This window comes from Nostoc sp. 'Peltigera membranacea cyanobiont' 232, from assembly GCF_002245985.1.
Classification (GTDB): Bacteria; Cyanobacteriota; Cyanobacteriia; order Cyanobacteriales; family Nostocaceae; genus Nostoc.
This window is the reverse complement of sequence record NZ_NOLK01000118.1, coordinates 1-25,115: the sequence shown is the minus strand read 5'-3', so window position 1 is coordinate 25,115 and position 25,115 is coordinate 1. Positions and strand designations below refer to the sequence as shown.

The 25,115-nt window shown below is 41.1% G+C and carries 20 protein-coding genes, 1 pseudogene and 1 CRISPR repeat array; of the genes and pseudogenes, 6 read left to right on the top strand and 15 right to left on the bottom strand.

Annotated features, from left to right (window positions below):
* The first annotated feature begins 112 nt into the window (after positions 1 to 112).
* A complete protein-coding gene (locus CDG79_RS28875; protein ID WP_094345195.1) occupies positions 113 to 691 on the top strand; it encodes a hypothetical protein in 579 nt (192 codons plus the stop codon).
* Between the two features lie 74 nt (positions 692 to 765).
* Positions 766 to 1,473: a CRISPR-associated protein gene (locus CDG79_RS28870; protein WP_094345194.1), complete on the top strand. Its 708-nt coding sequence runs from the start codon at positions 766 to 768 to the stop codon at positions 1,471 to 1,473.
* 560 nt (positions 1,474 to 2,033) lie between these two features.
* On the opposite strand, the gene CDG79_RS28865 is transcribed toward CDG79_RS28870, so the two are convergent.
* From CDG79_RS28865 to CDG79_RS28840, 7 genes are all read right to left on the bottom strand, one after another.
* On the bottom strand, positions 2,034 to 3,167 hold the full coding sequence (locus CDG79_RS28865) for a CRISPR-associated protein (RefSeq protein WP_094345193.1): 1,134 nt from the start codon (positions 3,165 to 3,167) through the stop codon (positions 2,034 to 2,036).
* A 162-nt stretch (positions 3,168 to 3,329) separates the two neighbouring features.
* Complete coding sequence (locus CDG79_RS28860; protein WP_094345192.1) at positions 3,330 to 3,827, bottom strand: PH domain-containing protein; 498 nt, start codon at positions 3,825 to 3,827, stop codon at positions 3,330 to 3,332.
* A 97-nt stretch (positions 3,828 to 3,924) separates the two neighbouring features.
* A complete protein-coding gene (locus tag CDG79_RS28855; RefSeq protein ID WP_143855603.1) occupies positions 3,925 to 4,554 on the bottom strand; it encodes a hypothetical protein in 630 nt (209 codons plus the stop codon).
* A complete protein-coding gene (locus CDG79_RS28850; RefSeq protein WP_094345190.1) occupies positions 4,524 to 5,210 on the bottom strand; it encodes an RAMP superfamily CRISPR-associated protein in 687 nt (228 codons plus the stop codon). The genes CDG79_RS28855 and CDG79_RS28850 overlap by 31 nt, the downstream gene beginning before the upstream one ends.
* 249 nt (positions 5,211 to 5,459) lie before the next feature.
* Positions 5,460 to 5,744 carry a hypothetical protein gene (locus CDG79_RS45215; RefSeq protein WP_317616617.1) on the bottom strand — a complete coding sequence of 95 codons (285 nt, stop codon included), beginning with the start codon at positions 5,742 to 5,744 and terminating at the stop codon, positions 5,460 to 5,462.
* The gene (locus CDG79_RS28845; RefSeq protein ID WP_317616616.1) at positions 5,735 to 6,640 is read right to left on the bottom strand and encodes a CRISPR-associated protein Cmr3; all 906 of its coding nucleotides are present in this window, start codon (positions 6,638 to 6,640) and stop codon (positions 5,735 to 5,737) included. Before CDG79_RS28845 ends, CDG79_RS45215 begins: the two co-directional genes overlap by 10 nt.
* On the bottom strand, positions 6,628 to 8,379 hold the full coding sequence (locus CDG79_RS28840; RefSeq protein ID WP_094345189.1) for a Cas10/Cmr2 second palm domain-containing protein: 1,752 nt from the start codon (positions 8,377 to 8,379) through the stop codon (positions 6,628 to 6,630). Before CDG79_RS28840 ends, CDG79_RS28845 begins: the two co-directional genes overlap by 13 nt.
* A gap of 599 nt (positions 8,380 to 8,978) precedes the next feature.
* Between CDG79_RS28840 and CDG79_RS28830 the strand changes: the two genes are divergently transcribed.
* Both CDG79_RS28830 and CDG79_RS28825 read left to right on the top strand, forming a co-directional pair.
* Positions 8,979 to 9,572, top strand: a complete 594-nt coding sequence (locus CDG79_RS28830) for an HD domain-containing protein (RefSeq protein ID WP_094345187.1) — start codon at positions 8,979 to 8,981, stop codon at positions 9,570 to 9,572.
* Positions 9,573 to 10,021: 449 nt separating this feature from the next.
* Complete coding sequence (locus tag CDG79_RS28825; RefSeq protein ID WP_094345186.1) at positions 10,022 to 10,861, top strand: sterol desaturase family protein; 840 nt, start codon at positions 10,022 to 10,024, stop codon at positions 10,859 to 10,861.
* Between the two features lie 60 nt (positions 10,862 to 10,921).
* Here the strand turns inward: CDG79_RS28825 and CDG79_RS28820 are convergent, their stop codons facing one another.
* The 4 genes from CDG79_RS28820 to CDG79_RS28805 all read right to left on the bottom strand — a co-directional run bounded on the left by CDG79_RS28820 (position 10,922) and on the right by CDG79_RS28805 (position 16,834).
* Positions 10,922 to 11,416 carry a DUF427 domain-containing protein gene (locus CDG79_RS28820; protein ID WP_094345185.1) on the bottom strand — a complete coding sequence of 165 codons (495 nt, stop codon included), beginning with the start codon at positions 11,414 to 11,416 and terminating at the stop codon, positions 10,922 to 10,924.
* Positions 11,417 to 11,432: 16 nt separating this feature from the next.
* Positions 11,433 to 12,782, bottom strand: a complete 1,350-nt coding sequence (gene ovoA / locus CDG79_RS28815) for a 5-histidylcysteine sulfoxide synthase (protein WP_094345184.1) — start codon at positions 12,780 to 12,782, stop codon at positions 11,433 to 11,435.
* Between the two features lie 219 nt (positions 12,783 to 13,001).
* Positions 13,002 to 13,625: direct repeats of the CRISPR family, unit length 36 nt; unit sequence GTTTCCATCCCCGTTAGGGGAAGTGGTTATGGAAAG.
* Positions 13,626 to 14,030: 405 nt separating this feature from the next.
* The gene (locus tag CDG79_RS28810; RefSeq protein WP_094345183.1) at positions 14,031 to 16,187 is read right to left on the bottom strand and encodes a polyribonucleotide nucleotidyltransferase; all 2,157 of its coding nucleotides are present in this window, start codon (positions 16,185 to 16,187) and stop codon (positions 14,031 to 14,033) included.
* A 101-nt stretch (positions 16,188 to 16,288) separates the two neighbouring features.
* On the bottom strand, positions 16,289 to 16,834 hold the full coding sequence (locus CDG79_RS28805; protein WP_094345182.1) for a GNAT family N-acetyltransferase: 546 nt from the start codon (positions 16,832 to 16,834) through the stop codon (positions 16,289 to 16,291).
* Positions 16,835 to 16,956: 122 nt separating this feature from the next.
* Between CDG79_RS28805 and CDG79_RS28800 the strand changes: the two genes are divergently transcribed.
* Positions 16,957 to 21,636 carry an SNF2-related protein gene (locus tag CDG79_RS28800; RefSeq protein WP_094345181.1) on the top strand — a complete coding sequence of 1,560 codons (4,680 nt, stop codon included), beginning with the start codon at positions 16,957 to 16,959 and terminating at the stop codon, positions 21,634 to 21,636.
* A gap of 90 nt (positions 21,637 to 21,726) precedes the next feature.
* A complete protein-coding gene (locus tag CDG79_RS28795) occupies positions 21,727 to 22,563 on the top strand; it encodes an SWIM zinc finger family protein (RefSeq protein ID WP_094345180.1) in 837 nt (278 codons plus the stop codon).
* A gap of 34 nt (positions 22,564 to 22,597) precedes the next feature.
* Here CDG79_RS28795 and CDG79_RS28790 read toward each other — a convergent pair whose 3' ends face one another.
* From CDG79_RS28790 to CDG79_RS28775, 4 genes and pseudogenes are all read right to left on the bottom strand, one after another.
* The gene (locus tag CDG79_RS28790) at positions 22,598 to 23,248 is read right to left on the bottom strand and encodes a Uma2 family endonuclease (RefSeq protein WP_094345179.1); all 651 of its coding nucleotides are present in this window, start codon (positions 23,246 to 23,248) and stop codon (positions 22,598 to 22,600) included.
* Between the two features lie 21 nt (positions 23,249 to 23,269).
* On the bottom strand, positions 23,270 to 23,455 hold the full coding sequence (locus tag CDG79_RS28785) for a PCP reductase family protein (RefSeq protein WP_094345178.1): 186 nt from the start codon (positions 23,453 to 23,455) through the stop codon (positions 23,270 to 23,272).
* Positions 23,456 to 23,585: 130 nt separating this feature from the next.
* On the bottom strand, positions 23,586 to 24,977 hold the full coding sequence (gene psbC, locus CDG79_RS28780) for a photosystem II reaction center protein CP43 (protein ID WP_094345177.1): 1,392 nt from the start codon (positions 24,975 to 24,977) through the stop codon (positions 23,586 to 23,588).
* Positions 24,961 to 25,115 (bottom strand): annotated as a pseudogene (locus tag CDG79_RS28775) (photosystem II D2 protein (photosystem q(a) protein)); the annotation flags it as partial. The gene psbC and the pseudogene CDG79_RS28775, both read right to left, overlap by 17 nt.

The window sequence follows — 25,115 nt, the reverse complement described above, 5'->3', positions numbered from 1 at the left end:
ATTGCTTCAATGGTTAGCTTGTTTCCTGTGGCTTTGCTTTGGGCGATCGCTAACCACCATGCTGAGAAAGTAGAACTACCAGAAGCTTACGACGAATTAGTAGAAAAATATTATGGAACAGTTCAATAATTATCCTGAAAACATCAGTTTAGAATCTGTACTCGCACTTGGAATAATTCCTGATGAACGGGACTATAAAGAACTGTTCATTGATGCTCGTCTCAAGTGGATTTCGGAAAATGACCCTCACAATCCTCTGAAGAACTTTAATATGGTTGACTCTCAAAGTGAAATAGATTTTTTTGTGTCTCGACAGCATGAATTAGAACAAGAAAAAGAAAGGCATATTCATCAGGGAATGCTTCAGTTGCAACAAGAAATCCAAGAAATTCAAACAGCCGAACTGCCTGATTTTGCTATCAGCATAATCGGCCCAGATTATGTGGTGCAAGATAGAATCCAGAAATATCAACAGCAAGAAATCAACAAACGAGAAGTAATTTATCAGAACGAAGTTAAATTAATTACAGGCAGATATAATAGCCTCAAACAGCAATGTGAAGAACGGATTAACCAAGCTCGTGCTAACTATCAAGCTGCCTTTCGCATCTGGCAAGAAGAGCGTAGCTGGCAACTAGAAACTGGTGAACAAAGGGGTAGAAGGGTAGAGGAGCAGAGGGGAAAGAGGTAATATTTAATTCTTCCCAATCCCTAATCCCTAATCCCCAATACCCCAATACCCCAATACCCCAATACCTAATACTTATGAAAAACTACTTTTTTCAAGCTGCAAAGATATTTTTTAATCCAGAAACTCTAGTTCCCTTCATTATCGGTACGATTTTTTTATCTGTTTTAGGGAATGCTCTCACCCAAATATTGTTTAATGTTTTTGGCACTACCACAACTGCTGCTGTGGGAATTGCTTTAGGATCTGTATTGATTTTTATGTTTTCGGTATGGTTTTTGGCTAAATCGTTAAGCAAAGTGCGATCGCCTGAAATCGATTTAGGTAAATTGCCCCCCAAGAAACACAAAGGACTAATGTTGTTAGTGAGTCGGCATGAACCTTGTAAAAAAGCAATAGAGTATCATCTCCCAGAACTAGAATATTGTTGGTTAATTTGTTCTTCCCAGTCTCTTGATTTAGCCAAAAAGTTAAAACAGGATTTTCCGACGTTAAAAATTGCAGAACCAATTGTAGTCAACGATATCTACGATCCTCTAGAGTTCTATCAAGTTGTGAAAAAAATCTACAAAAATCTCCCCCCAGGATGGACAATAGAAGATGCGATCGCTGATTTTACTGGCATGACTGCCCAAGGTAGTGTGGGAATGGTACTTGCTTCGTTGTCTGTACAAAGTCTCTTACAATACACGCCAGCTGAATTTAAAGATGGACAACCTACTGGTTATTCTCTCAACCCGATTGAAATTACTCTCAAGGAGCAGTTTCGCAGAGGGAAAAACTAAGTAATATTTTTATCCATGTCAATGTTTATACTTTTAGTTTAAGTTTGCAGGCGATCGTTATTGGTAAAGATTTTACTCAATTTCAGTAAAAGTATTGTTATAAGCTGTTGCGTATTTAATTTGTATATGCGATGCGGGCAAGATGCCCGCACTACAATAATTTTACGTTTTCGTACTATACAATTTAGATGCACATCAGCTTATCTAGGTTTGAGGCAATTTGTATGAGTTTTGTATTAGCTTCATCTACACACCTCGGCGAATGGCTGAAACCCTATGTTTTTCGTTGAGGTGTGTCGATTGCTTACAGGGAGCGGGTTTGAGGTATGTCATACACCAAGTTTTTCGGGAGGATGTACAATATTTTTAGAAGTGTGTCGATTTGGCGGCTGAAACCCTTACTGGGTAAAGGCTCCTAGACGAACTCCCTACCGATTGGGTTAAATCGGATTATTTGGAAACAATTAAAAACCTCCTGTATCCGTAATTTGGAGCAGGAGGTTATTTTTAATTAAAAGAAAGTATTGAATAAAAAAAACGATTGTTAATTGTTCCCTTATTTAAGGATTCTTATTAACTTCTTCCTCTTTACCATAGCGATATAGAATTAATTTACCTTGGGAAGAACGACAGCTAACCCGCACTCCTTGAGTGACGCGAAAGTGGTCAATATCTCCCATATTAGTATACTTGTCATACTGCAATCCCCCGTGTTTTTTGAGAATAGTAGTATCACCTTCAGAATCTCTTAAGAGATAGGAAACTTTAGCTAAAGTCTCTTGTAACTTTACCCTTTGTTGCTTCTCTTTTACCCTTTTGTAGTCAGCTTCAAAGGAATCTTGATACTCTAAATTGAAAAAGTCAAGTAAATCTTCTGAGAGCAAATGGTCTTTACACTGATTCCAGATTAACTGTCCCCAAGTCGAAAGCGTCATTTGCTCGTCAACTTCTGCAAGCATAGCTTCGGGAATTCCGACTGTTTCACTTGCAGAGAGTCCAGCGCCAGCATCCAATAATGCTAGTTGACGTGCATAAGGTTTAATTAAAGAAACATCTACAGCTATCGGTAAGCGCGGGATAGTAATTAAATCAGATTTTTCGCCTTCAAAGATATAAATTATTTCATCAGCATAAAACATGCCAATAGTATTGAGATAACCTTGTAAACTCTTGAAACTACCAACCAAATTAAAATAAATTTTGTATTTATCCCGTTTCAATTGTGGTATCGTATCTTGTAACCAAACAATTAACGCATCAATCCCCAGAGAAAAAGCTTCAGTACTAGCAGTAGAAAGCCCACTAGGAGCAAAAGTACTAGTATTATTTAACCCTTGTTTTCTAAGAAAATCTTCAACAATTTTGGCACTAGTTTTACCTTGGGCTGTATCAGTAGCAACGAGAAAGTGAATATCTTCTTTTCCCTGACTTAAATTATCTTGATAAATACCATAAATTCCATTCAACTCTGCACTAGCACGACGAATCTGGGAAATTTTAGCACCTAAAAGTTGTTCGTCGGCTCTTTGTTTGAGAATTACAATAATCTGCTTGACATCCTCTGGTGTTTTATCTTCATTCAGATTTGCAGTATCCCGCAAGCGCGAATACCAATCTTTTTCGTCAGGATTGGCTCGGTTGATTTGATTGGTGAGTAAGCTAGTACCAATGGTAGAAATAATAACTTTACGCATGATCGTTTGGAAGGTAGGGTGAGGATAAGAAATATTTTAGCTTTAGCTGCGATCGCATCTCGTAATTTCTCTAGCAAAAGTCATCAGCTTTGATATGGAATGTCATATTTTTGACTTTTGCTAGAATTATCAGCAATCAATTGTTGATTTTCATTAGTTTACTTAATCTCGACGGAACACTCGTTTGATATCTTTATCATCATTGAAGGCTTTTCTAATTTTTTCAGCAACTCCTAAAGCGTTAGGAATAGTATATAGAAAGAGTTTAGAATGGGAATAATCGCTAGAGAATATCCGAATATCTCCTAATAAAAGAGATTTTTTGCCTAAGCAGCTTCTAGCAAAGTCTAACAACTGATATAGCGGCCCTCTTTCTACCTGAATATCCAGCACGCGATAAAGTTCAATAAAATTGACTTCCTTCCAAGAAACACCAGTTTTGGTAATTAATCTTTGGGTGGTTAAAACATAACTGGTAGAGCGAACTTGAATGTATTGCCAATACAAATATGGCAGAGGTAGAATCGTCCAAATTAGAATAATTAGCAGCAGATGTAAGAGAAAATTATCAATTAAAATTTGGAATAAAGAGGGATGAAAGTTTAAAATTTCCTCTTCTGCTGCTTGCGAAATGATAGTTGCTTTGTTGATTTTCTTCATTATCTCTGCTCCAAATTGCTATGTAATTGCTGTTTCTGATTGCAATTGGAGTATCACATAGCATTGGAAACAGAGATTTCCAAGATAGAGCGGATTCTCAAGTATCAAAAACTGGTCGCGTTCCCCAAGTTAAATTTAATTGTGCGTTATCCAAGCTTTCAATAAAGGGTTTAAGTTGGTTTCCTTGAGTTCGGTGTCGCCAAGGAGAATTGGATGTGCGATCGCCATGAAATACTGTGACAATTTCCAAGTATTGTCTACCATCAATAGGTAACATTCTATGCCAGACAGAACTAACAAAAAAAGGTCTTTTATCACCTTCATTTCTACCACCAATAGCTGGAGTTGTTTTGAAAGTTTCATTATGAAATAACTCAACAACTTCAGACCTATTAACCAATTTACAGTAAACTGCAACACGTTTCGGATGCCAAGATTCTCTCCAATCCATTGCTTGAGGTGGCCTTGAAGCTAAACGTTGACAGCAAATCTTGTACAAATCTTCCAAGAAATTTTGCAAATCGGCGGATGTTTTAATATTTAGCAAATTAGAGTCAGTAGATTCCCAATGACAACCAATATGTATGCGTCTACGCCTTACATATTCCGGGTAAAACTTTTTATGGAAAACCCTACGCCATGATTTGCCAAATCCACCCATAACAAAAGCAAACTTGATAACCCATTCGATAAATCTCAGGTCAGTTTGGGATGCACTAATATGCAAATCACTGTCCCTTCTGGAAGTGCTTCAACATTAAAAAATGCCCATCCTTTAGCTTTTTTCTGCTTCTCATCAAGAGCAACCCGACTTTGACGGTAAAGTGCCATGTCGTGAATCATTGAAATATCTGTGTCTTCAACAACTAACAGCAGATAATTATTAGCATCACTCACATTTTTTGGCATGTATTCCGCCAGAGTTTTATCCTCATTTGCTAATGGTAAAAATCCCAAGTTAAAAAATAAAGTTTTGCTAGATGTTTTACCGCAATAACTGTAAGGTTCAAAAGTATGTGGTGGTTTGCCAGTTAGCTTTTGATATCGCTTGAGTAAAGCAGGACAAGATACCCGCACCACTGGTTGATTGGGACAATAAACGGGAAGCCACAGGATAGAAGCATATTCAAATTTGATGATCCCTTCACTGGTGCTATCTGGTTGTCCTAGTTTGGCATCTTTCCCATACCAATCTTCTACTTTACCTTTTTCTTGACGCATATCTGCACGGAAACGACCGCGAATTGAACTACCAGGAATAATCCCAGTTAGGGTAAATTGGTCGCGGAAGATTAAATTAAGATTGCCTGTTTCTTCTCCTGCACTAGCTCCGACATGCAGAGGAGCTAAGGTTTCAATAATACCGTAGGCTTTTTGGTACATTTACATTACTCCATGATTTATTTTGATGAAATTGGCATTGTTGATTTGATGTACAAAAACTCACGCAGAGGGCAAAGAGGAGTTTTTTACTGGGATAGATTAACCCGGATTTCTCACCAATGCTCAAAACCTTGTGCAGGGGAGCAGGGGAGCAGGGGAGCAGAGGAGCAGGGGAGCAGAGGAGAGTTCAATGTGCCAAGTTCAATCCCCTCTGCCCCTCTGCATTTCAAACTTGTGAGAAATGCGGGATTAAGCGATCGCCTCCGACGGGGCGTAGCCCAACGCACTTGCTAAAGGTAGTGCTAAACCGCATCCCCAGCGTTTCAAAGATGGGCCCTCTTTGGGGAACAAGTCATCAGGCCATTTTTGCCAAGATAGATTGATTGGCTCTTTGACAACGTAGACGCTACCCGCAGGAACCGCATAACGTCCGCGAGAGAGGAGTTTTGGTTGATCGCGTTGCTGATTTTCACGATTTCCCAAGCGGTAACGAAAGGGTATTGGGCGCTCAGTTAAAAGGGCTTCTATGACCAAACTTTTCGCTCATCGCTTTTTGGATCTGGTTTAGAGTATTTCTGTTTATCGCCTTTTTGCAAATAAACAGGTTCTCGATAGGATAGACGATTAGAACCCCAAACCGCCGGGGTAATTAGAGCAAAACTGTTTCCTACAGGTGTGTTTAAAAGGTTTAAAATTGGCTCGGCGATCGCTTCACAACGTACATCCACCACGTGTCCCTCACCACCAAAGCGATACCAACCAGGCTCAATTTCTGTATTGGAGAGGTAAACTAAGCAACTACCGGGTTCCATCTGGACTGAGTTTTCCAGAAACAAACTTCCCTGCGGTGTTTCTTGGTCATTTTTCTGTCTCACAACACGCCGTTCATCTAGTTCCAGGCGAGGATGTAAGTGGGGTAAAAACTTCCAAGGATTTTTTTTAACTTCTTTGGCTTCATCCCAGTGATTTATAGCTAACCAAGTATTACTTTCAAATTTATCCACTGGACTTTCGTTTTTCTCATCCACCCAGTAGTAAACATTGTTACCTTCTTCATCTTTGTACTGAAATACTGCGGTTAATTTGTGTTTTATTTTGCCATCTTTCACTAAATAGTTGCGTGGAGTGGGGACATAAAAGTTTTGCTCAGTTGGCTTCAACTCATCTGTTATTGCCCAGAAGGGGCCAGCCAGGAGCAAATTCTGAATATCTGCATTCCCATAAGCAGCTGCAAATAAACCCGATACAGTAGCAGCACTGGGAGGAAAATAACTACCGGAACGCCCCACTAAATTTTCTGGTGAAAGAAATTTTCCCGCACTCCCGTAGAGAAGTCCTAAAGGTTCAATCACGATCAGATATTTGAATGGAGGACGATGAGAATCTTCTGACTGTACAGAATTATGTTTTAACTCTTCTACTGTTGACATAGGTGAAATCCTACTTTAGCAAGGTTAATAATCCAGTGGTTGAGTGCTTTGTTGACTTTGAGACTATCTATTTCTTCAGCATCATCTTTGTAGGAATTTTTGCGATCGCCTAAAATTCCTGTTTTGATGAGTTTTTCATTGAGATCATAGATATTCCACCAGCTGTCCTGTTGTTCTACCAAATGCCGCCAGTAGGATTTTAGTTCTGTGTTTTTCGACACTTGTGTTTCTCGATCTTTTTTATCGATAGATACCTGCGTTGGGAAATAAATCTCCAATAGCCCTAATGCTATTTCTGTGCTTTCCTTATTGAAAGCGTGTCGTGATTCTAGAACGGCGACATCATTGTATATATGCGTCCAATTTTGTTTGCCTTCGCGATCGCAATAACTCGCAAGCAGCCCTGATTCTAATAGCTCCCAAGGGCAAACCCATTCTAAGTGATTACCGTTGTTAAATAGAACACGGAAGGCAATGCGATCGCGTCCTTTATTTTTTGCAGATTTCTCCGCTTCCCGACAATGTTGCAATACATCGCGTTGCGGGATACCAGGTGCAGCCCAAACAAAACCAACGCTAGCAGTAATGGGCTTTTTTTCTGACTTGTTCCAAATCTCAGATTTGAATTTAGAAAACTGATTAACACAGTAGTTAGACTTGAGTATTCGCCCTTCTTTAACATCATAAAAAACTCCCAAAAAATCATCCCCTCCCGCATAAATAACACGGCAAAAAGGTGACTTATTTTGGTTTTGGAAGTCTTTACCCCATTCCCGCATCATTTTGCTGAATTCGGTGGTTTTCTCTGGATATTTTTTGAGGTAATCACCAGCTTTATCACCATCACCTTGAAACCAACATGTCCAGTATTTCTCTTCATCTTGTCGGCTTAAATACTTAAATGAGCGCGGACTCAGGTCTTCTGATAGCTTTTTCAGTTGTTCGACAAGTATATCAACATTTGAAAAATTATTTCGTAAAGACTCCTGAAGCTTGTCTGTAATTAGCTCATGGGTAATTAGCCGTTTAATTAATTCTGGAATACTCAGTTCTTCATCTGGATCGATAAAATTCTCCCCTAGTTTATCACTCAAATCTTGGAAAAATTTCTTAACTATTGCTTTCTCTGCTTGGTAATTGTATTTCTTGGGGTTATATGCTTTTTCTTCTCGATCGTCGCACTCATTGCAGTCAAAACTCCGTTTTGGGTAAGCAATGCCATCTGCGCCAGAGAGTGTAGAACTTTCCCCTTGCCAGTTAATTCCAGTCCAAGCACGACTGCGTTTTTTCTCATTCAAGCGTTGGCGAACATCGTTAATACCTTTACCTAGATCGCCTTCAACTAGATCGCTTTGAACCCAGAAGAACTCCCAAGCATAGTTTGTCCACGCTCCCCAATCTCTTTTCCAAAATTTATACTCCCATCCATCATTAATCTCTTTTTCAATCCACTCTTGACAGGCGTGCGTTACGCATTTCCAAGCTGTATTAAAAGCCGCTTCAGCATCCTTTTCCTTGTAATCTCCCTTAATTATTATCTGGTTGGGCATTCCCTGAGTAACGTTTGGTGAAGCTGGAGAAATGACTTCACAACGCTTGCTTTCTGCATCATTGCAAATAACCCATGACAAATAGGAAAGCAGATAAGAACTTCCATATAAATCCCGCAACTTTCGAGATTTTTCGATAAATCCTTGAACAGGTGCAAAAGCGATCGCAGTGTAAATTTGGTTCGTCATAGACAGCCTATTCCAGTACAAAAGACTGAACAATCATATTTACCGGATATAAAATGGCAGAAAGTCAAGATAAGTATTACGAAAGAATACCCTCAAACTTAGTCTTTTTTATAACACTGGGCTACTTTATTTGCAAATTCGTGGATAAACTCACCTTGATTCATAGGTTTTATGTCTTTGGCTAACCCCTGGTTTTTTTCATAAGTTTTTTGGGCGTTGCATATTTGCGGGATGGGCATCTTGCCCGTCCCTTGTATTTCCGGACGAGGATGCCCACCCCACAAGAATCATCCCTTAATTCAGCAACGCCGTTTTTTGATAGCACCACCCGTCAAAGAACAGTTTTACTATCACATAGACATGGAAAAGGGGTTTTCCATATTGGGATAAATTGGAGTTGTAACCTATTGAAGAGAAAGTGACGGTGTATGCGTCCCCAGTTTGATTAGCCTTCAACTGTTGCGATTGCGAGCTTGGGGCCTGAAGCTAGAGGTATTATTACTTAGAGAATTAGGCGATCGCACGGCAAAGGATATCTAAGAAACGTGGAAACTCTACCCAATTAAAGTCAACATAAATAACCGTGAGAAAATAGATAGATGAGTTCAAACACCTTAGAAAAACCCAATTTAACTTCCCGCTTTGAGTCAGCCTTAGTCTATGCAACTCGTCTTCATGCTAACCAAGTGAGAAAAGGCAGTAACATTCCTTACATTAGTCACCTGTTAAGTGTAGCAGCACTAGTTTTAGAAGATGGTGGCTCAGAAGATGAAGCGATCGCGGCTCTACTCCATGATGCTATAGAAGATCAAGGCGGTGCAAAAACTCGTGAAGAAATTCGTCAAAAATTTGGAGAAAAAGTAGTCAATATTGTTGATGGGTGTACTGAATCAGAAGTTATCCCCAAACCCCCTTGGAAAGAACGTAAACAAGAATATCTAGAGCGAATGCACTATGCTTCCCCTGAAGTCAGGCGAGTTTCGCAAGCCGATAAATTGCACAATGCCCGTTCAATTTTAGCTGATTGGTATCGAGACAAAGAAGCTGTTTGGAATAAATTCAAAGGTGGTAAGGAAGGAACACTCTGGTACTATCGTAGTTTATTAGCCGTGTATCAAGGAAATGAGTCAAGTTTTCTGAGTAATGAATTAGAGAAAGTAATTATACTTTTAGAGCAAGTTACTCAAGAATAAAGGAACTCAAGATGCAGAAGATAATTTAAATTAATCCTTGCGATTAATTCTAGAAGTTTTAATTAGAGGTTGAATGAACAAGTATTTCACTATGATTTTAGGCACTTCTAGATCCCCCTTAACCCCCCTTAAAAAGGGGGGAAGAGTCAAAATCCCCCAATTTATCGGGGGATTTAGGGGGATCTAAAACTTTTGATACCAACAAGAGGACTTTTCAAACATCCTCTTAAAATTTGGTTGTGTAGATATCGAAATGATATATAGGACTACTATTTGATTTTTGAACAAAATTAGGTATTGTAGGGTGTGTTAGAACGAAGTTCGTAACGCACCATTGTCAAGGATTTGGCGCGTTACGCTGTCGCTAACGCACCCTACGTATCTGTTCAAAAATCAAATATGATTCGTATAGAACAAGACGGTTAAAGCCTTATTACAAGGACACAGGGATGAAAAAATTTTTTAATTTCTGTTTCGAGGTTGAATTTTATCTAAAAATCGCTATTAGTTGCACAATTGTTCAGCAAATATTTTATTGGCTATTACACAATATAGAACTCAACTTTACCGCTCAGGTTTTGTTATACTGGCTTGTTGGTTCTGTCTCATTTTATAGCATTGGTCTTTTCATCGAAAAGGTAATTAAAAAAAATGATAATTTGAGAGAGAAACTAACTGCCAGAGTTAAGAAAGTCAAAAAACAACCATTTCCTTCCTTTACTACCAAAGGCATTATTACTGGAGAAATGAAAAGTCTCATAGCAGCTTTAATTATCCTCTATTTAGCACCAGAGGTAAATAGAGGAAATAGTTTACTCTTAAACTTTGGATGGTTCTTGATGAGAATAATTGCTGCTGATTTCTGTTTTTACGTTTCCCATTCGCTACTTCACAGAAAATTCTTGCAGAAAATACATCTGAAACATCATGAGTTCGCCGACTCATCAAGTTTTGTTGCTGGACATAAGAGTTTCACTGAATATATTATTGTTACTATTACAGACCTTTTACCTATTTTTATATTTGGGTATGATATAAGTCAGTTATGTGCTTGGACTATTATAGGCAATGCTTACAACCTAGAAGGTCATAGTTCTTTATCAATATTTTTTGTCCCATCAGATTTTCACGATCTTCACCACAGTTGTTTCAAAGGAAACTATGGGATTCAAGGATTTTGGGACAGGTTATTCAATACACTAAATTCTCCGACAAAGAAGCCAGGAATTATGTTTCCTATAGCTTCTTGGGAGCAGATCGCGATGAAGTCGTCTAGTAATTTGGATTGAGTAGCTTATAGCGAATCCTATTGTCAAATTAATTCAGACTGCTGAATTATGTTTGATAAATTACCACCCCATTGTTCCGGGACTACCTTTAAATGGCCCGACAATATCAGTAGTAATCCATCCCCCGTAAAAATCGCCAGGTTGAGACATAACTAGCTGATCATTTACATAGCAAGCATCCATTAAACTAGGATAAAAAGCATAGTATTCTTGAATCGTGACAAAATCAGGTGAGGGGTCAAAATATCGCCAAGCAGCGTTATTTATATACCGATCGCCAACGCTGATATCATAATATTGACACTTGCCTTTCCATTCACACCAAGTTTTTTTAGGTGTTTCTATCAGATATTCTAGTTTAATGTCTTCTGAAGGAATGTAATAAGAAGGAGGATGGCTAGTTTCTATGACTCTTTTAGCTTTACTTGTTTGTGCTAAAACAATACTATTAACAATTATCCGAATTGATTTGTTGCTATCTTCTAAACGGGCTGGACGGGGATAATCCCAAACTGACTCTTGACCGGGTTCTGGTACGATTGGATTTGGTCTCATTATCAGTAATCTCCTTTTAAATGTCTTGAGCAATTCTAAAACCGGCGTGTTGATAAAAGTAGGGACGAAACCAGTTGCGATAGGTTGGTAATGCCATTGAACCATTAGTAGCCCAAGAACCACCGAGCATCATCTGATGTTTATTATCAAAAAAGGGTGCTGCTTGATCTTCGTAAAGCGGGTGAGGTTCAAATCCTGGTAAGGCGTTGAATGTGTCCCCCAACCATTCCCAGACGTTTCCTCGCAGATCGTAAAGTCCAGAAGCACTATTAGCTGGTTTGAACATTCCCACTGGACTAGGGGAAATGAATTGTAAATTGAGATTATAGTTACTTGAGAAGTGGTTATCCTCAGAGGTGAGTAAAGCTTGATTCCATTCGGCTTCAGTCAGCAAGCGGATTTCTGAGCCTTGAAAACGACAAAATGCGATCGCTTCGTAGTAATTGACTTCCACAGGCCAGTCTAGGGGTAAGTCTATCTCGTCGAATGTGGCTCGATAACGGTAGCCACCCTGAAAGGGTATCCAGAATTTGGGATGTTGGACGTTGTAGAGTTGCTTCCAATCCCAAGATTCAGCATTCCAGTAGTCTGGATTGTTGTAACCACCAGCTTGAACAAATTGCAGATATTCTCCATTACTGATTAAATATTGACTAGCTAAAAATGGTTTCACTGCAACAGTGCGATCGCCATATTCGCTATCCCAACCGAATGTAAGATCGTCCTTGGGTTTTCCTAGTTTCACCACACCGCCTGGAACCCGGCGCATTTCATTTTTGGGAATGTTCCCTTTGCTAGGTGCATAATCCCAGCTTTGGGGACATTTTAGGCGATCGCTAGGCAATTGACGCACCAGCATCGAAGAGGTTTCAAAGTGAATGCGACTATGTTCTATCCCCATCAGCAAAGCCCAGAGGGGATGTTGTTGATGAATGGGGAGATCCAGGGAAGTATTTTGAATTAGATTTGCGATCGCTTCTCGTGCTTTGTCTCGATATTGCCAAACTTTTTTTACATCAGGCCAGCTAACCGCTTTCATCGCTGCGTCGAGTTCTGTGGGTGTTTGTGGATCGACTCCGATTTCAAATAGGGTTTCGTATTGGGAATTAATTCCAGCTTTGATTAAACCAACGCCAATTAACTTGTTGATGAAAAAAACGGCTGAGTGGCCAAGATAAAAGATTAGAGGGTTTCTTAAAGGATCGGGGTTCAGATAAAAAGTTTCTTCCCCAATCAAACTTTTCATGAGTGTTTCTTCAAGTTCCCAAGAATTTTGGAAGTAGTTGAGCAGGCTTTGTGAACTGCAATCATTAAGTGTGGGGACTTGTGTTGATGTCAGTTTGTTTATCGTTGAAACTAAAGCCATGATATTTTTGACGGGAGATTAATTGCACAAATTACATAAATTATGACTGATTACAAGAAAAAGTGTTTTTGATCACATTTTTTTTGTGTTGCTGCGATCGGGCAATTTGCTCAATTTGTAAGTAGACAAATAATGTATTTTTAAATACTTCAACTACGGGTTGGCAGAATAATATCAATAATTAATTAGCGTTGAATTGGTTGTCTTCACTGAGTTTCAGATGATATCCCCGTTAGGGGAAGTGGTTATGGAAAGTTTTCTTAAATAGCTCTATTGCAAATGCGGAACCTCTATTTGTTTCCATCCCCGTTAGGGGAAGTGGTTATGGAAAGTTCAGTAGTGAAAAAATCTCTTACGCTGGATCTATGGTTTCCATCCCCGTTAGGGGAAGTGGTTATGGAAAGCTAAGACCGTTAAGACCCTAGCGATTGCTAGTCTATTTTCGTTTCCATCCCCGTTAGGGGAAGTGGTTATGGAAAGTGTAAGAGAATTCAGAGATGGTAATTACCATTGTGTTTCCATCCCCGTTAGGGGAAGTGGTTATGGAAAGAATTTATTTAATTCTGTTAAGAAAACAGGGTAAGGGAGTTTCCATCCCCGTTAGGGGAAGTGGTTATGGAAAGCTTTAATCCTGAAAAAGCAGCTAAGACAGATTGTTTCCATCCCCGTTAGGGGAAGTGGTTATGGAAAGTAGACGATCCTCTAGTTTACAGAAAAACTCTGTTTTTCTTGTTTCCATCCCCGTTAGGGGAAGTGGTTATGGAAAGAGGTTACACTTGTTCTACAATTAATAAAGTTCAAGGACAAGTTTCCATCCCCGTTAGGGGAAGTGGTTATGGAAAGAGTTCACTTGTGGAAGCCTTACTAGGAGAGGGTTTCAGACCCCCTATTCGACACCACTTTTAATAATGTCAATAAATACGATAAAATTGTCAATAAGAGATGGATTTTTTAGCCGGAAACCCTTACTGTACAAGTAATCGACACCAGTCAACGTTCGCGCAGCGTCTCGTAGAGAAGTTATGCGGTTTTCAAGGTTCTGAGGAGTGGTGTCGATGAACTTCAACACACTGAATAAACAGTAAAATATATTACCTTAAACCTGTCAAGTATTTAATAAATAAATTAACAATTGTGAGCGGGGTAAATTTATCTATAACAGTTTGGAAGCTAATTAGAGAAGCAAACAGCGATGCCTTCACAGTAGGCATCGCGGATTTTAGATCAAATCTAAAATCCCAAATCGAGTTACCGATTCACCGCCGCCGCTTCTCGTGCTGCTGCTGCTTGATCTGGGTGGATACCCAAGCGGGTGAGATTAATCCGACCTTTGTTATCAATTTCCCGCACTTTGATAATCACTTCATCGCCCACCGCTACTTCATCTTCAACTTTGCCAACGCGGTAGTCAGCTAGTTGTGAAATGTGGATCATCCCTTCTTTCCCTGGCAGAAATTCCACAAATGCACCTATCGGTATAATCCGAGTAATGCGTCCTGCGTAGACATCCCCTTCGTGCAACTTGCGGGTCATGCCTTGGATGATGTTTCTGGCTCTTTTGGCCTTGTTCTCATCCACAGCCGAAATTGTCACGGTGCCATCATCTTCGATGTCAATTTTTGCACCAGTTTCTTCTGTAATCCCCTTAATAGTCTTACCACCAGGCCCGATCACCAGACCAATCATGTCTGAATCAATCTTGATTGTTAACAGACGTGGGGCATAAGGTGAGGTTTCAGTCCGTGGCGTGTCGATGCAGGCGAGCATTTTCTCCAGAATGTGCAATCGGGCTGCTTTGGCTTGGTGGACGGCTTGGGAAATAATATCCAACGACAAACCGGAGATTTTCATATCCATTTGCAAGGCGGTAATTCCGGTATCCGTCCCCGCAACTTTGAAGTCCATGTCGCCCAAAAAGTCTTCAATGCCCTGAATGTCGGTGAGGATTCGCACTTCGTCCCCATCCTTAATCAGACCCATTGCTGCGCCACTGACGGGTTTGAGAATTGGTACACCAGCATCCATGAGGGCGAGGGTGGAACCGCAGACTGAACCCATTGAGGTGGAACCGTTGGAAGAAAGTACTTCCGATACGATGCGAATCACGTAGGGAAATTGTTCTTTTGAGGGTAGCACAGGTAGGAGCGATCGCTCTGCTAATGCCCCATGACCGATTTCACGCCTTCCTGGAGAACGCATTGGTTTGGTTTCCCCCACTGAGAAGGGCGGGAAGTTGTAATGATGCAGATAACGCTTATGTTGGTCTAACTGCATATCATCGTTGAGGTTTTGGGCATCCCCTGGCGTACCCAAAGTACAAGCGGATAATACCTGAGTTAGTTCCCGGTTAAATAAACCGCTACCGTGGACTCGCTTTGGTAAGACACCAACTGAACAAGAAACACGACGCACTTCATCGAGTTTACGACCATCAACGCGAACGTTATCTTCGATAATTTGCCGCCGCATGAAGTATTTGGTAATATCTTTAAAAGTATTCCCAAGTGCCTTGCTATTTGCAGTTGCGGCAACTCGAATTGGATCTTCTTCTGGCAGTTCTTTAATCGTCGTAGCAATTTCATCCTTGACGACATCTAAAGCGGCATCGCGTTCGGGTTTGGTGAAGGTAAATTGCGACAGGATTTTCTTAATCTGGCTGCTGGTGCGATCGCGGATATAATTTTCTAGCGTCTGGTCTACTTTTGGTGGTGCTTCTTGCACTATTACCAAACCCAGTTCTGCTACTAAATCTTGCTGCGCTTTGATTAAATCCCGCACTGCTTCATAACCAAAGTCAATTGCCTCGATGATATCTCGTTCTGGCAACTGATTGGCTCCCGCCTCCACCATGATTACGCCATGCGGTGAACCGGCTACTACCAGATCCAAATCTCCGGCTTCGATTTCTGCATAAGTGGGGTTAATAATGAAATCATCACCCACTAAACCAACGCGAACTGCTGCCATCGGCCCATTAAAAGGAATCTGGGCAATCAGGGTAGCGATGGAAGCGCCTGTAACTGCTAGCACATCGGGTGGAACTAACTCGTCCATCGACAGCGTTAAGGCGATAATTTGCAAGTCATCCCGTAGCCATGAGGGGAACAAAGGACGCATGGGACGGTCTATAAGACGGCTGGTGAGAATTGTTTTTTCTGGTGGACGACCTTCACGCCGCATGATCCCGCCGGGAATTCTACCAGCAGCATACAGCCTTTCTTCATAGTCTACTGTGAGGGGAAGAAAATCAATGCCTTCTCTGGCTTGCGATCGCGTAGCTGTCACTAAAACGGATGTGTCCCCTGATTCTATCAAAACCGACCCACCTGCCTGGGGAGCTAGTAAGCCTACTTTCAGTCGAATATCCCTGCCATCGAAGGATATTGACTTATCAACTTCTGCCATTCAGTTTTTTTTCCTTCTCTTTCGCTATTCTCTTTCTGTGGCAATCCTAACATTTATGCACTATGGCTGACTTCTAGTACATACAAAGATAGAGAAGTGGTTCAACCCAAAGGACGATACATCATCAGCGCGTCTACTACTTGTTCATCCCCTAGCTTCGCCGCACCCGGAATTCGCCCAATAATCTCAAATCCTAACGATTGCCAAAGGGTAATTGAAGGTATATTAGTTTCAAAGACCAAATTGAACATTACTGCTTCGTAGCCCAGGTTTGCTGCTATCAATAGCATCGCCTCTCCCATGAACCGCCCAATCCCCTGACCGCGTAACCCAGGTTGTACAATAAAACCAGCGTTGCAAATATGGCAACACCGACCGGGGAAGTTTGGTTTTAAATAAAACGCCCCTAATATTTCTTTTGGTTTGTGTGTACCATCGTGACCAGATGTCCTGACAACAAAGGCATCCTTGCTTAACCAGTAAGTTGAAAATTCTGCCGGAGATAGAGGTTGCTTTTGAGGATAAGTTTTGCCTTCAACAATTACAACATTAAGTAATGCTCTTACCACCTCCTGTTCTTGAGGATGCATATAATCTAGTTCTACTGTTCTGTTATTTTTTATAACTTTAACTAGCGGAAAATCCATTATTAATAATGTTTATGCAGAAAGCTGATTTGAAATTATTATAAATGTTATTGAGAAGATTTAATAACTAAAGTTTTGCGAGTTAAATTATTTAATTTTACGAGAATCTGAGTAGTTAGAAAATGGCGATTTTACACGGTAATTGGTTACTAAAAAATCAAAAGGGCTGTTTATTTATTTGGGGAGAAACATGGCGATCGCCACGAGCGAATTTTGAGCCTAATGGATCTGAAGATATCCCGGTACATCCATTGGCAATGACATCGGTTGAGTTAAGCGAGTGGTTGGTTTCCCAGAAGATGGCGATTACTAACTTTATCCAAAAACCTCAAGTTGCGATCGCAACGACTGGGCGAACCTCCAAAGGAGGCGCTACGCTAACGCGTAAAGCCGCTAGTGTAACTGAAATCGCTTTACCAACGCATTCGCAAATCATTGCGCTACCAACTTATATACCTGAAAACAGTACAGAAGGAACATCTGCGATTTTCCCCGTACATTCTGCCAGCTTGGGATTAGATACAGACTCCCCGCAATATTTGCAACCGTGGCGAGTTGAGGGTTTTTGTCTCAACCCCAGTGAGGCGGTAAAATTTCTTGCTGCTATTCCTCTAAATGCTGCGAAAGGGGAAGATGCCTTTTTAGGAGGAGATTTACGTTTTTGGTCGCAAGTTTCCCGATGGAGTTTAGATTTAATCTCGCGGTGTAAGTTTTTACCAAGAATTGACCGACAATCAGATGGTGCATTTGTTGCTAAATGGCAAGTACTTTTAGACAGTGCAGTAGATGGAACTCGGCTAGAAAAATTTTCTGCGGATATGCCGTTGGTTTGTCGCACGTATCAGGAGGGACTGGAGACTGGGGACTGGGGACTGGGGACTGAGGAGGAGGTTTCCAAATCCTTGTTCTATGTAGACTTACTGGCTGAACCTCAAGAATTACTTTTGGGATTTCTCAACAGTACGATAGATGCCCAAGTGCGAGAAATGGTAGGTTCTCAACCTCCAATTGAAGCTAAAGCGATCGCAATTGCGGTACGACAATGGTTGCAAGCTTTAACTAGTGCATCTCATGCAGTGAATGCAGATACCATTGAAGTGGAACGATTGGAAGCGGCACTGAAAGCTTGGACGATGCCGCTACAATACCAATTAACTCTTAAAACTCTATTTCGTACCTGTTTTCAACTGCGTTCTCCAGAGTCAGGCGAAACAGATTGGACATTAGCCTATTTTCTACAAGCGGCTGACGATCCTGAGTTTGTGGTGGATGCAGCAACTATTTGGAACAATCCAGTTGAACGATTGGTTTATGAAAATCGGACAATTGAGCAACCACAAGAAACGTTTTTGCGAGGTTTGGGGGTAGCTTCCCGATTGTATCCTGCGATCGCACCCAGCTTTGAAACCGAATATCCCCAATTTTCTCATCTCACCCCAATCCAAGCTTATGAGTTTATCAAAGCTGTGGCTTGGAGATTGGAAGACAGTGGTTTAGGAGTAATTTTGCCTCCTAGTTTAGCGAATCGTGAAGGATGGGCGAACCGTTTGGGTTTAAAAATTACAGCCGAAACCCCAAAGAAAAAGCAGGGACGTTTAGGGTTGCAAAGTCTACTGAATTTCCAATGGCAATTGGCAATTGGTGGACAAACTATTTCCAAAGCCGAGTTTGATAAACTTGTGGCTTTAAATAGTCCGCTAGTAGAAATTAACGGCGAGTGGGTGGAATTGCGGCCGCAAGACATCAAAACAGCCCAAACCTTTTTTACCACTCGCAAAGACCAAATGGCGCTTTCCTTGGAAGATGCCTTACGTTTTAGTACAGGGGATACCCAGGTAATTGAAAAATTACCAGTAGTCAGCTTTGAGGCATCTGGCGCATTACAGGAGTTAATTGGGGCGTTAAGCAATAATCAAGCGATCGCACCTTTACCCACTCCAACGGGCTTTAAAGGACAGTTGCGACCGTATCAAGAACGAGGTGCTGCTTGGCTGTCCTTCTTAGAACGTTGGGGCTTAGGCGCGTGTCTCGCAGACGATATGGGATTGGGTAAATGCGTAGCAAATAATACTCTAATCGATGTAAATGGACTGTTACGCACAGCCGAGACAATCTGGACAACTCACGCTAGAGAAACAGAGTTTGACGGCGAGGGATTTTGGGCTAACCCCACAGAACAATTATTAGTTAATTCCATAGATGAAAAAACTGGCAAAATCGTCCAAGCTAATGTTAGAAGGTTGTATCGGCAGCAAGTCTGTGAGAAATTACGAAAAATCACTCTAGAAGACGGTAATAGTATTACTATCACCCATCGTCACAAGCTACTAACAAATAAAGGTTGGACAAATAACTTACAGGTGGGTGATTACGTTTGTGTACCAGGTAAAACACTTTGGAATGGACAATCGCAAGACCCTGATTTAGTCAAGTTTCTCGCTTGGCAGATTGCCGAAGGGCATGAACTACCCAATGTGGCAAGAGTCACAATATCTCAAAAAGACACCAGAGTACTAGAGGATTTACTCCAGACTTACCAACGCATTAAAGAGCGCTATAACCTCAAAATTAACAGCCCTAATATCTCTACCTTCCCTAACAGAGTTCCTTCTCTTCGAGTTAATAGCCAAGCCTATCGACAATTTTTAGAAGCTAAAGGTTATGTTTGGGGGAAACTATCAGCAGAAAAATCTATTCCGCCCTTCATCATGCAGGCGGACTTGGATAGTGTGCGGCTCTTTTTACAAAACTATTTTGATGCTGAATCTGCTGTTGTTTTGAGCATGGGAAGTATCGAGATTTCTACAGTTTCAGCTTTACTAATTCAGCAACTTTCTGCACTATTGCGTCGTTTTGGCATTTGGTTGCGAATATCGTCCAAACTAAAGTGTGCTACTAATGGAACTCGTACTTTACGCACCTATTATATCGGTGTAATTGGTGGAAATTCTGCCCGTAGATTTTTGCAGGAAATTGGGTTTACTAACTCAGAGAAACAGCAGAAATTAGAACAAATTTGTCAACTAGTCAGTAACACAAATATTGAAGGAATTCCTGCGGCTGATATTGTTGCCCAAACAGTTAGATCAACCGAACTACCGTTGCGGCATTTTGGGATGCACAACACAGTTTATATTAATGGCTCACAGCAATTTTCTCAAGATAGTTTACAGCGCGTAATAGCTGGGGTGAGCCGCATGATTAGTGGAGAAGCCCAAGAGCAGTATCAGCTACTAAAACCTTCCAAGTGGACAACTCAAACTTTGTCAGCTTATAGCAACTTAGATGTAGAAAAGTTGAGCTTAACCAGACAATCTTTGCAATGTCTTCTCGACCAAGAGGTATTTTATTGCCGAATTGAGACTATTGAGGATGTGGATTACGAAGGTTGGGTTTATGACTTTGAAGTTAGCAAACATCATAATTTCGTTGCTAACAATATTATTTGCCATAATACTGTCCAATTTATTGCCTTTCTTCTGCATCTCAAAGAACAAGATGCACTCGAAAATCCAACTCTATTAGTTTGTCCAACTTCTGTTTTAGGCAACTGGGAAAGGGAAGTAAATAAATTTGCACCAAGCCTGAAAATTTTGCAATATCACGGTGACAAACGCCCAAAAGGTAAAGCATTTTTAGAAGCAGTAAAAAAACACGATTTAATCGTCACCAGCTATTCACTTCTTCATCGAGATATCAAATCATTAGAAAGTGTCTCTTGGCAGATAATTGTTTTAGATGAAGCCCAGAATGTGAAAAATTCCGAGGCGAAGCAGTCAAAAGCAGTACGCCAATTACAAGCTACGTTTCGCATTGCGTTAACGGGAACACCTGTAGAAAATAGACTACAAGAACTATGGTCTATTTTAGATTTTCTCAATCCCGGATATTTAGGCAATAAGCAATTTTTCCAGCGTCGGTTTGCCATGCCAATTGAAAAGTATGGGGATACGGCTTCTTTAGGTCAATTACGTTCATTAGTTCAGCCATTTATCCTGCGGCGATTGAAAAGCGATCGCGACATCATTCAAGACTTGCCAGATAAGCAAGAGATGACTGTATTTTGCGGTTTAACTGGCGACCAAGCCGCACTTTATCAACAAGTTGTCGAACAATCTTTAGTCGAGATTGAATCTGCGGAAGGATTGCAACGCAGGGGCATGATTTTAGGTTTACTAATCAAACTCAAACAAATCTGTAATCATCCGTCCCAATACTTAAAACAGACGACATTAGAACAACATCATTCAGCCAAACTTCTGCGGCTAGAAGAAATGTTAGAAGAAGTTTTAGCAGAAGGCGATAGAGCTTTAATCTTTACACAATTTGCTGAGTGGGGTAAATTACTTAAACCCTATTTAGAAAAACAGCTTGGGCGAGAAATATTCTTTTTATATGGTAGCACCAGTAAAAAACAACGAGAGGAAATGATCGACCGTTTCCAACACGACCCCCAAGGGCCGCCGATTATGATTCTTTCTCTAAAAGCCGGTGGAGTAGGACTAAATTTAACACGAGCAAATCATGTATTTCACTTTGATAGGTGGTGGAATCCTGCCGTAGAAAATCAAGCCACAGATCGAGTATTTCGCATTGGTCAAACCCGGAATGTGCAAGTACATAAATTTGTTTGCACAGGCACTTTAGAAGAAAAAATTCATGACATGATTGAAAGTAAAAAACAACTAGCTGAACAAGTTGTAGGTGCTGGTGAAGAATGGTTAACTGAAATGGATACAGACCAACTTCGCAACTTACTAATACTAGACCGCAGTGCAATAATTGATGATGATGCAGAATAAGTTCGTAGTAAGGACTTTAGTCCTTGATTTGAGTGCTAAAGCTCTCACTACAAACCCGTCAAAATACTACTAAAGTTTTTGAATTGATTTATGACTAATTACACATTACAAGCAAGCCGAGAATGGTGGTCACAACAATGGCTAGATTTACTAGATTCTTATCGCTTTAAAAAGCGTTTAGAACGTGCAAGAAACTATGCTCGTCAAGGAAATGTTCTCAGTATTGAATTTAAAGGTGCAAAAGTATTAGCTAGGGTGCAAGGTAGTGAAGTAGAACCTTATAAAGTTTCCCTTTCCCTTGAACCTTTTAGCGATGAACAGTGGGGTTATGTAATTGAAACCATGTCCCAAAGGGCAATTTTTGCCGCAAAATTACTAGCAGGAGAAATGCCACAAAACATAGAAGAAGTGTTCACAGCGAATGGTCTTTCTATATTTCCTTTTACCCTTGGTGATGTCCAAAGTAAATGCTCTTGTCCTGATAAGGCAAATCCCTGTAAGCATATTGGTGCATTGTACTATCAGTTAGGCGATCGCTTCAGTGAAGACCCCTTTGTACTATTTCAATTGCGCGGACGCACCAAAGAGCAAATTATCAGCGATTTACGCCAATTACGTAGTGCTAAGATTCAACCCAATACCACAGAAACGCCCGATATTCAACAGTCAATTCCTAATAATAAATACTCGGTAAAAATCGATTCTTTCTGGCAATACAATGAGCCACTAGAGTCATCTTTGGTAGTGATTGCGCCGTCTACTAGCGAAATGGTTTTAGATGTATTAGGAGCAATCCCCCTAGCGAAGGAAGAAGAAAATGCAGTAAATTCAACTTCGAGTGATGTGGTAATGAAGTATTTGAATACAGTTTACAGAGATGTCAGTCAGAAGGCTTTTTTAGCAGCAATGAATGTGGGAGGAAGTTGAGACTAATTCGTAATTCGTAATTCGTAATTCGTAATTATGATTGACTAGATAGTTCACCTTTTCCGCCTTTTCTTACCCATTCGCGCACCGCCTGACGAATTGCGCGTCTGCCATCTGCTCGATTTTGCTCAATGAGTTTTGGCAGATATCGAATTTCTAAAGTAGGAAACACTAAACTCTTCTCTGACTCGACATATTCGCTATTTTGCAGGTGGTAAATCTTGAGTTCACCGGAATCATAACACCAGAGTTCTGGTACTCCCAGGCGGGCATAAATGGGAAAACGATTTAGAGATTTACTGGTAATATCAATTTCTAGTGCCAAATCAGGGGGTGGATCTTGTTTCAAATCCAAATCCAATCTACCCCGAACCGTAGCTTCATTCTGGAAATAGAAGCAGTTATCTGACTCTACCCCTGCCATTCGGCTTTCTCGTTTCCAGGTAGTCAAACCATAGCTTTCATAGTCTATAGCCAACTCTTCAGCGATATCTTGAACTGCAATACTAATTACTTCTTTGTAATGTTCGTGTTCAGGTAAAGGTGTCATAATTTCTAAAGTGGTGCGATCGTAAGCTAACCGTGCTGCTCGATGATCTCCCAAGTCTTTTAGAAGATTTTCAAACTGTTGCCAGCTAATGTCGTAAAGCATTACTCGGTCTGCTCGATTCTTGGCGACTGTCATTGTTACGACCTCTAGAATGTTTTATTGTCCAAACTCAAGCCTAGCCTGTTCTACCAAATCAGCGGTAACAAGCTCTTGTCCTCCTTCACGAGCCAGTTGTTCAATTCTGGCTCTAGCTTGAGTGCGGACAAAAAAGGGAATATTTTGTAACTTTTCTTTAGCTTCCGATGTCCATCGCAAAGCCTCAATAAAATTAGAGTCGCTCATAGTATTAATTACCTTGGTAAGTTCCTCAATTTAATCAGCAGATTACTAATTTTCCTATAAAAAAAGCCCTTGCTTTGATGCAAGAGCCTCTAAATTATTTAGTTGTCAGTGATGAAATAAACCTTACAACCTAATCTAGGTCGTCCATAAACATCACTGGCTCAGTATCACGGTTAATTCCTTTCTCAAAACCACCAGCCGCAGCCCGTGCGCGACCAGCGTGCCATAAGTGACCAACTAGGAAGAAGAATCCTAGTACGAAGTGAGAAGTTGACAACCAAGCGCGAGGAGATACATAGTTGAACGAGTTAATCTCGGTAGCCACACCACCCACGGAGTTCAAAGAACCCAGGGGAGCGTGGGTCATATATTCAGCAGCGCGACGAGCTTGCCAAGGTTGAATATCGTTCTTGATTTTTTCCAAATCAAGACCATTGGGGCCACGTAGAGGCTCCAACCAAGGGCCGCGGAAATCCCAGAAGCGCATGGTTTCACCACCGAAGATGATTTCACCAGTTGGAGAGCGCATCAGGTATTTACCTAGACCTGTGGGGCCTTGGGCAGAACCGACGTTAGCACCTAAGCGTTGGTCACGAATCAAGAAGGTCAAAGCCTGAGCTTGAGAAGCTTCTGGGCCGGTAGGGCCAAAGAATTCGCTAGGATAAACGGTGTTGTTAAACCAAACAAAGATCGAGGCAATGAAGCCCATCAACGACAGAGCGCCCAAGCTGTAGGATAGGTAAGCCTCACCAGACCAGATGGATGCACGACGCGACCAAGCAAATGGCTTGGTAAGAATGTGAAAAACGCCGCCAGCAATACAGATAAAGGCAATCCAGATGTGACCGCCGACTACATCTTCTAAGTTATCTACGCTGACAATCCAGCCTTCGCCACCGAAGGGAGACTTGATTACATAACCGAAGATAACTGCTGGGTTCAATGTCGGATTGGTAATAATCCGAACATCACCACCGCCTGGTGCCCAGGTGTCATACAACCCACCAAAGAACATTGCTTTTGCTACCAACAGCAGCGCACCGAATCCCAAAATAATCAGGTGGAATCCGATGATGTTGGTCATCTTGTTCTTGTCTTTCCAGTCGTAACCAAAGAAAGAAGAGTATTCTTCTAAGGTTTCTGGGCCACGGACGGCATGATAGATACCGCCAAAGCCAAGGACGGCTGAAGAAATTAGGTGGAGTACGCCAACAACAAAGTAGGGGAAGGTGTCGATGACTTCACCACCAGCGCCAACGCCCCAACCTTGAGTGGCAAGGTGAGGTAACAGGATCAAGCCCTGTTCGTACATGGGCTTTTCAGGAACGAAGTGAGCGACTTCAAACAAAGTCATCGCTCCAGCCCAGAATACAATCAAACCAGCGTGGGCAACGTGAGCGCCCAAGAGTTTGCCGGATAGATTGATTAAACGCGCATTACCAGACCACCAGGCAAAGCCAGTAGATTCTTGGTCGCGTCCAGTGCCGCCTAATATATTTGGTCTATTAGAGAGCGTTACCACGTGGTAATACCTCCTCAGGGAATACAAATTGTTCGTGGGGTTGATCTTGAGGAGCCATCCAAGCGCGGATACCCTCGTTCAGCAAAATGTTTTTGGTATAGAAGGTTTCAAACTCAGGGTCTTCCGCCGCCCGTAATT

Coding starts and splice junctions, on each gene's coding strand:
- ovoA (WP_094345184.1), bottom strand. CDS start 12,782: ATGGCTTTAGTTTCAACGATAAACAAACTGACATCAACACAAGTCCCC.
- CDG79_RS28830 (WP_094345187.1), top strand. CDS start 8,979: ATGAGTTCAAACACCTTAGAAAAACCCAATTTAACTTCCCGCTTTGAG.
- CDG79_RS28845 (WP_317616616.1), bottom strand. CDS start 6,640: ATGTCAACAGTAGAAGAGTTAAAACATAATTCTGTACAGTCAGAAGAT.
- CDG79_RS28850 (WP_094345190.1), bottom strand. CDS start 5,210: ATGTACCAAAAAGCCTACGGTATTATTGAAACCTTAGCTCCTCTGCAT.
- CDG79_RS28870 (WP_094345194.1), top strand. CDS start 766: ATGAAAAACTACTTTTTTCAAGCTGCAAAGATATTTTTTAATCCAGAA.
- CDG79_RS28810 (WP_094345183.1), bottom strand. CDS start 16,187: ATGGCAGAAGTTGATAAGTCAATATCCTTCGATGGCAGGGATATTCGA.
- CDG79_RS28875 (WP_094345195.1), top strand. CDS start 113: ATGGAACAGTTCAATAATTATCCTGAAAACATCAGTTTAGAATCTGTA.
- CDG79_RS28865 (WP_094345193.1), bottom strand. CDS start 3,167: ATGCGTAAAGTTATTATTTCTACCATTGGTACTAGCTTACTCACCAAT.
- CDG79_RS28790 (WP_094345179.1), bottom strand. CDS start 23,248: ATGACAGTCGCCAAGAATCGAGCAGACCGAGTAATGCTTTACGACATT.
- CDG79_RS28795 (WP_094345180.1), top strand. CDS start 21,727: ATGACTAATTACACATTACAAGCAAGCCGAGAATGGTGGTCACAACAA.
- CDG79_RS28860 (WP_094345192.1), bottom strand. CDS start 3,827: ATGAAGAAAATCAACAAAGCAACTATCATTTCGCAAGCAGCAGAAGAG.
- CDG79_RS28825 (WP_094345186.1), top strand. CDS start 10,022: ATGAAAAAATTTTTTAATTTCTGTTTCGAGGTTGAATTTTATCTAAAA.
- CDG79_RS28785 (WP_094345178.1), bottom strand. CDS start 23,455: ATGAGCGACTCTAATTTTATTGAGGCTTTGCGATGGACATCGGAAGCT.
- CDG79_RS28820 (WP_094345185.1), bottom strand. CDS start 11,416: ATGAGACCAAATCCAATCGTACCAGAACCCGGTCAAGAGTCAGTTTGG.
- CDG79_RS28840 (WP_094345189.1), bottom strand. CDS start 8,379: ATGACGAACCAAATTTACACTGCGATCGCTTTTGCACCTGTTCAAGGA.
- CDG79_RS28800 (WP_094345181.1), top strand. CDS start 16,957: ATGGCGATTTTACACGGTAATTGGTTACTAAAAAATCAAAAGGGCTGT.
- CDG79_RS28805 (WP_094345182.1), bottom strand. CDS start 16,834: ATGGATTTTCCGCTAGTTAAAGTTATAAAAAATAACAGAACAGTAGAA.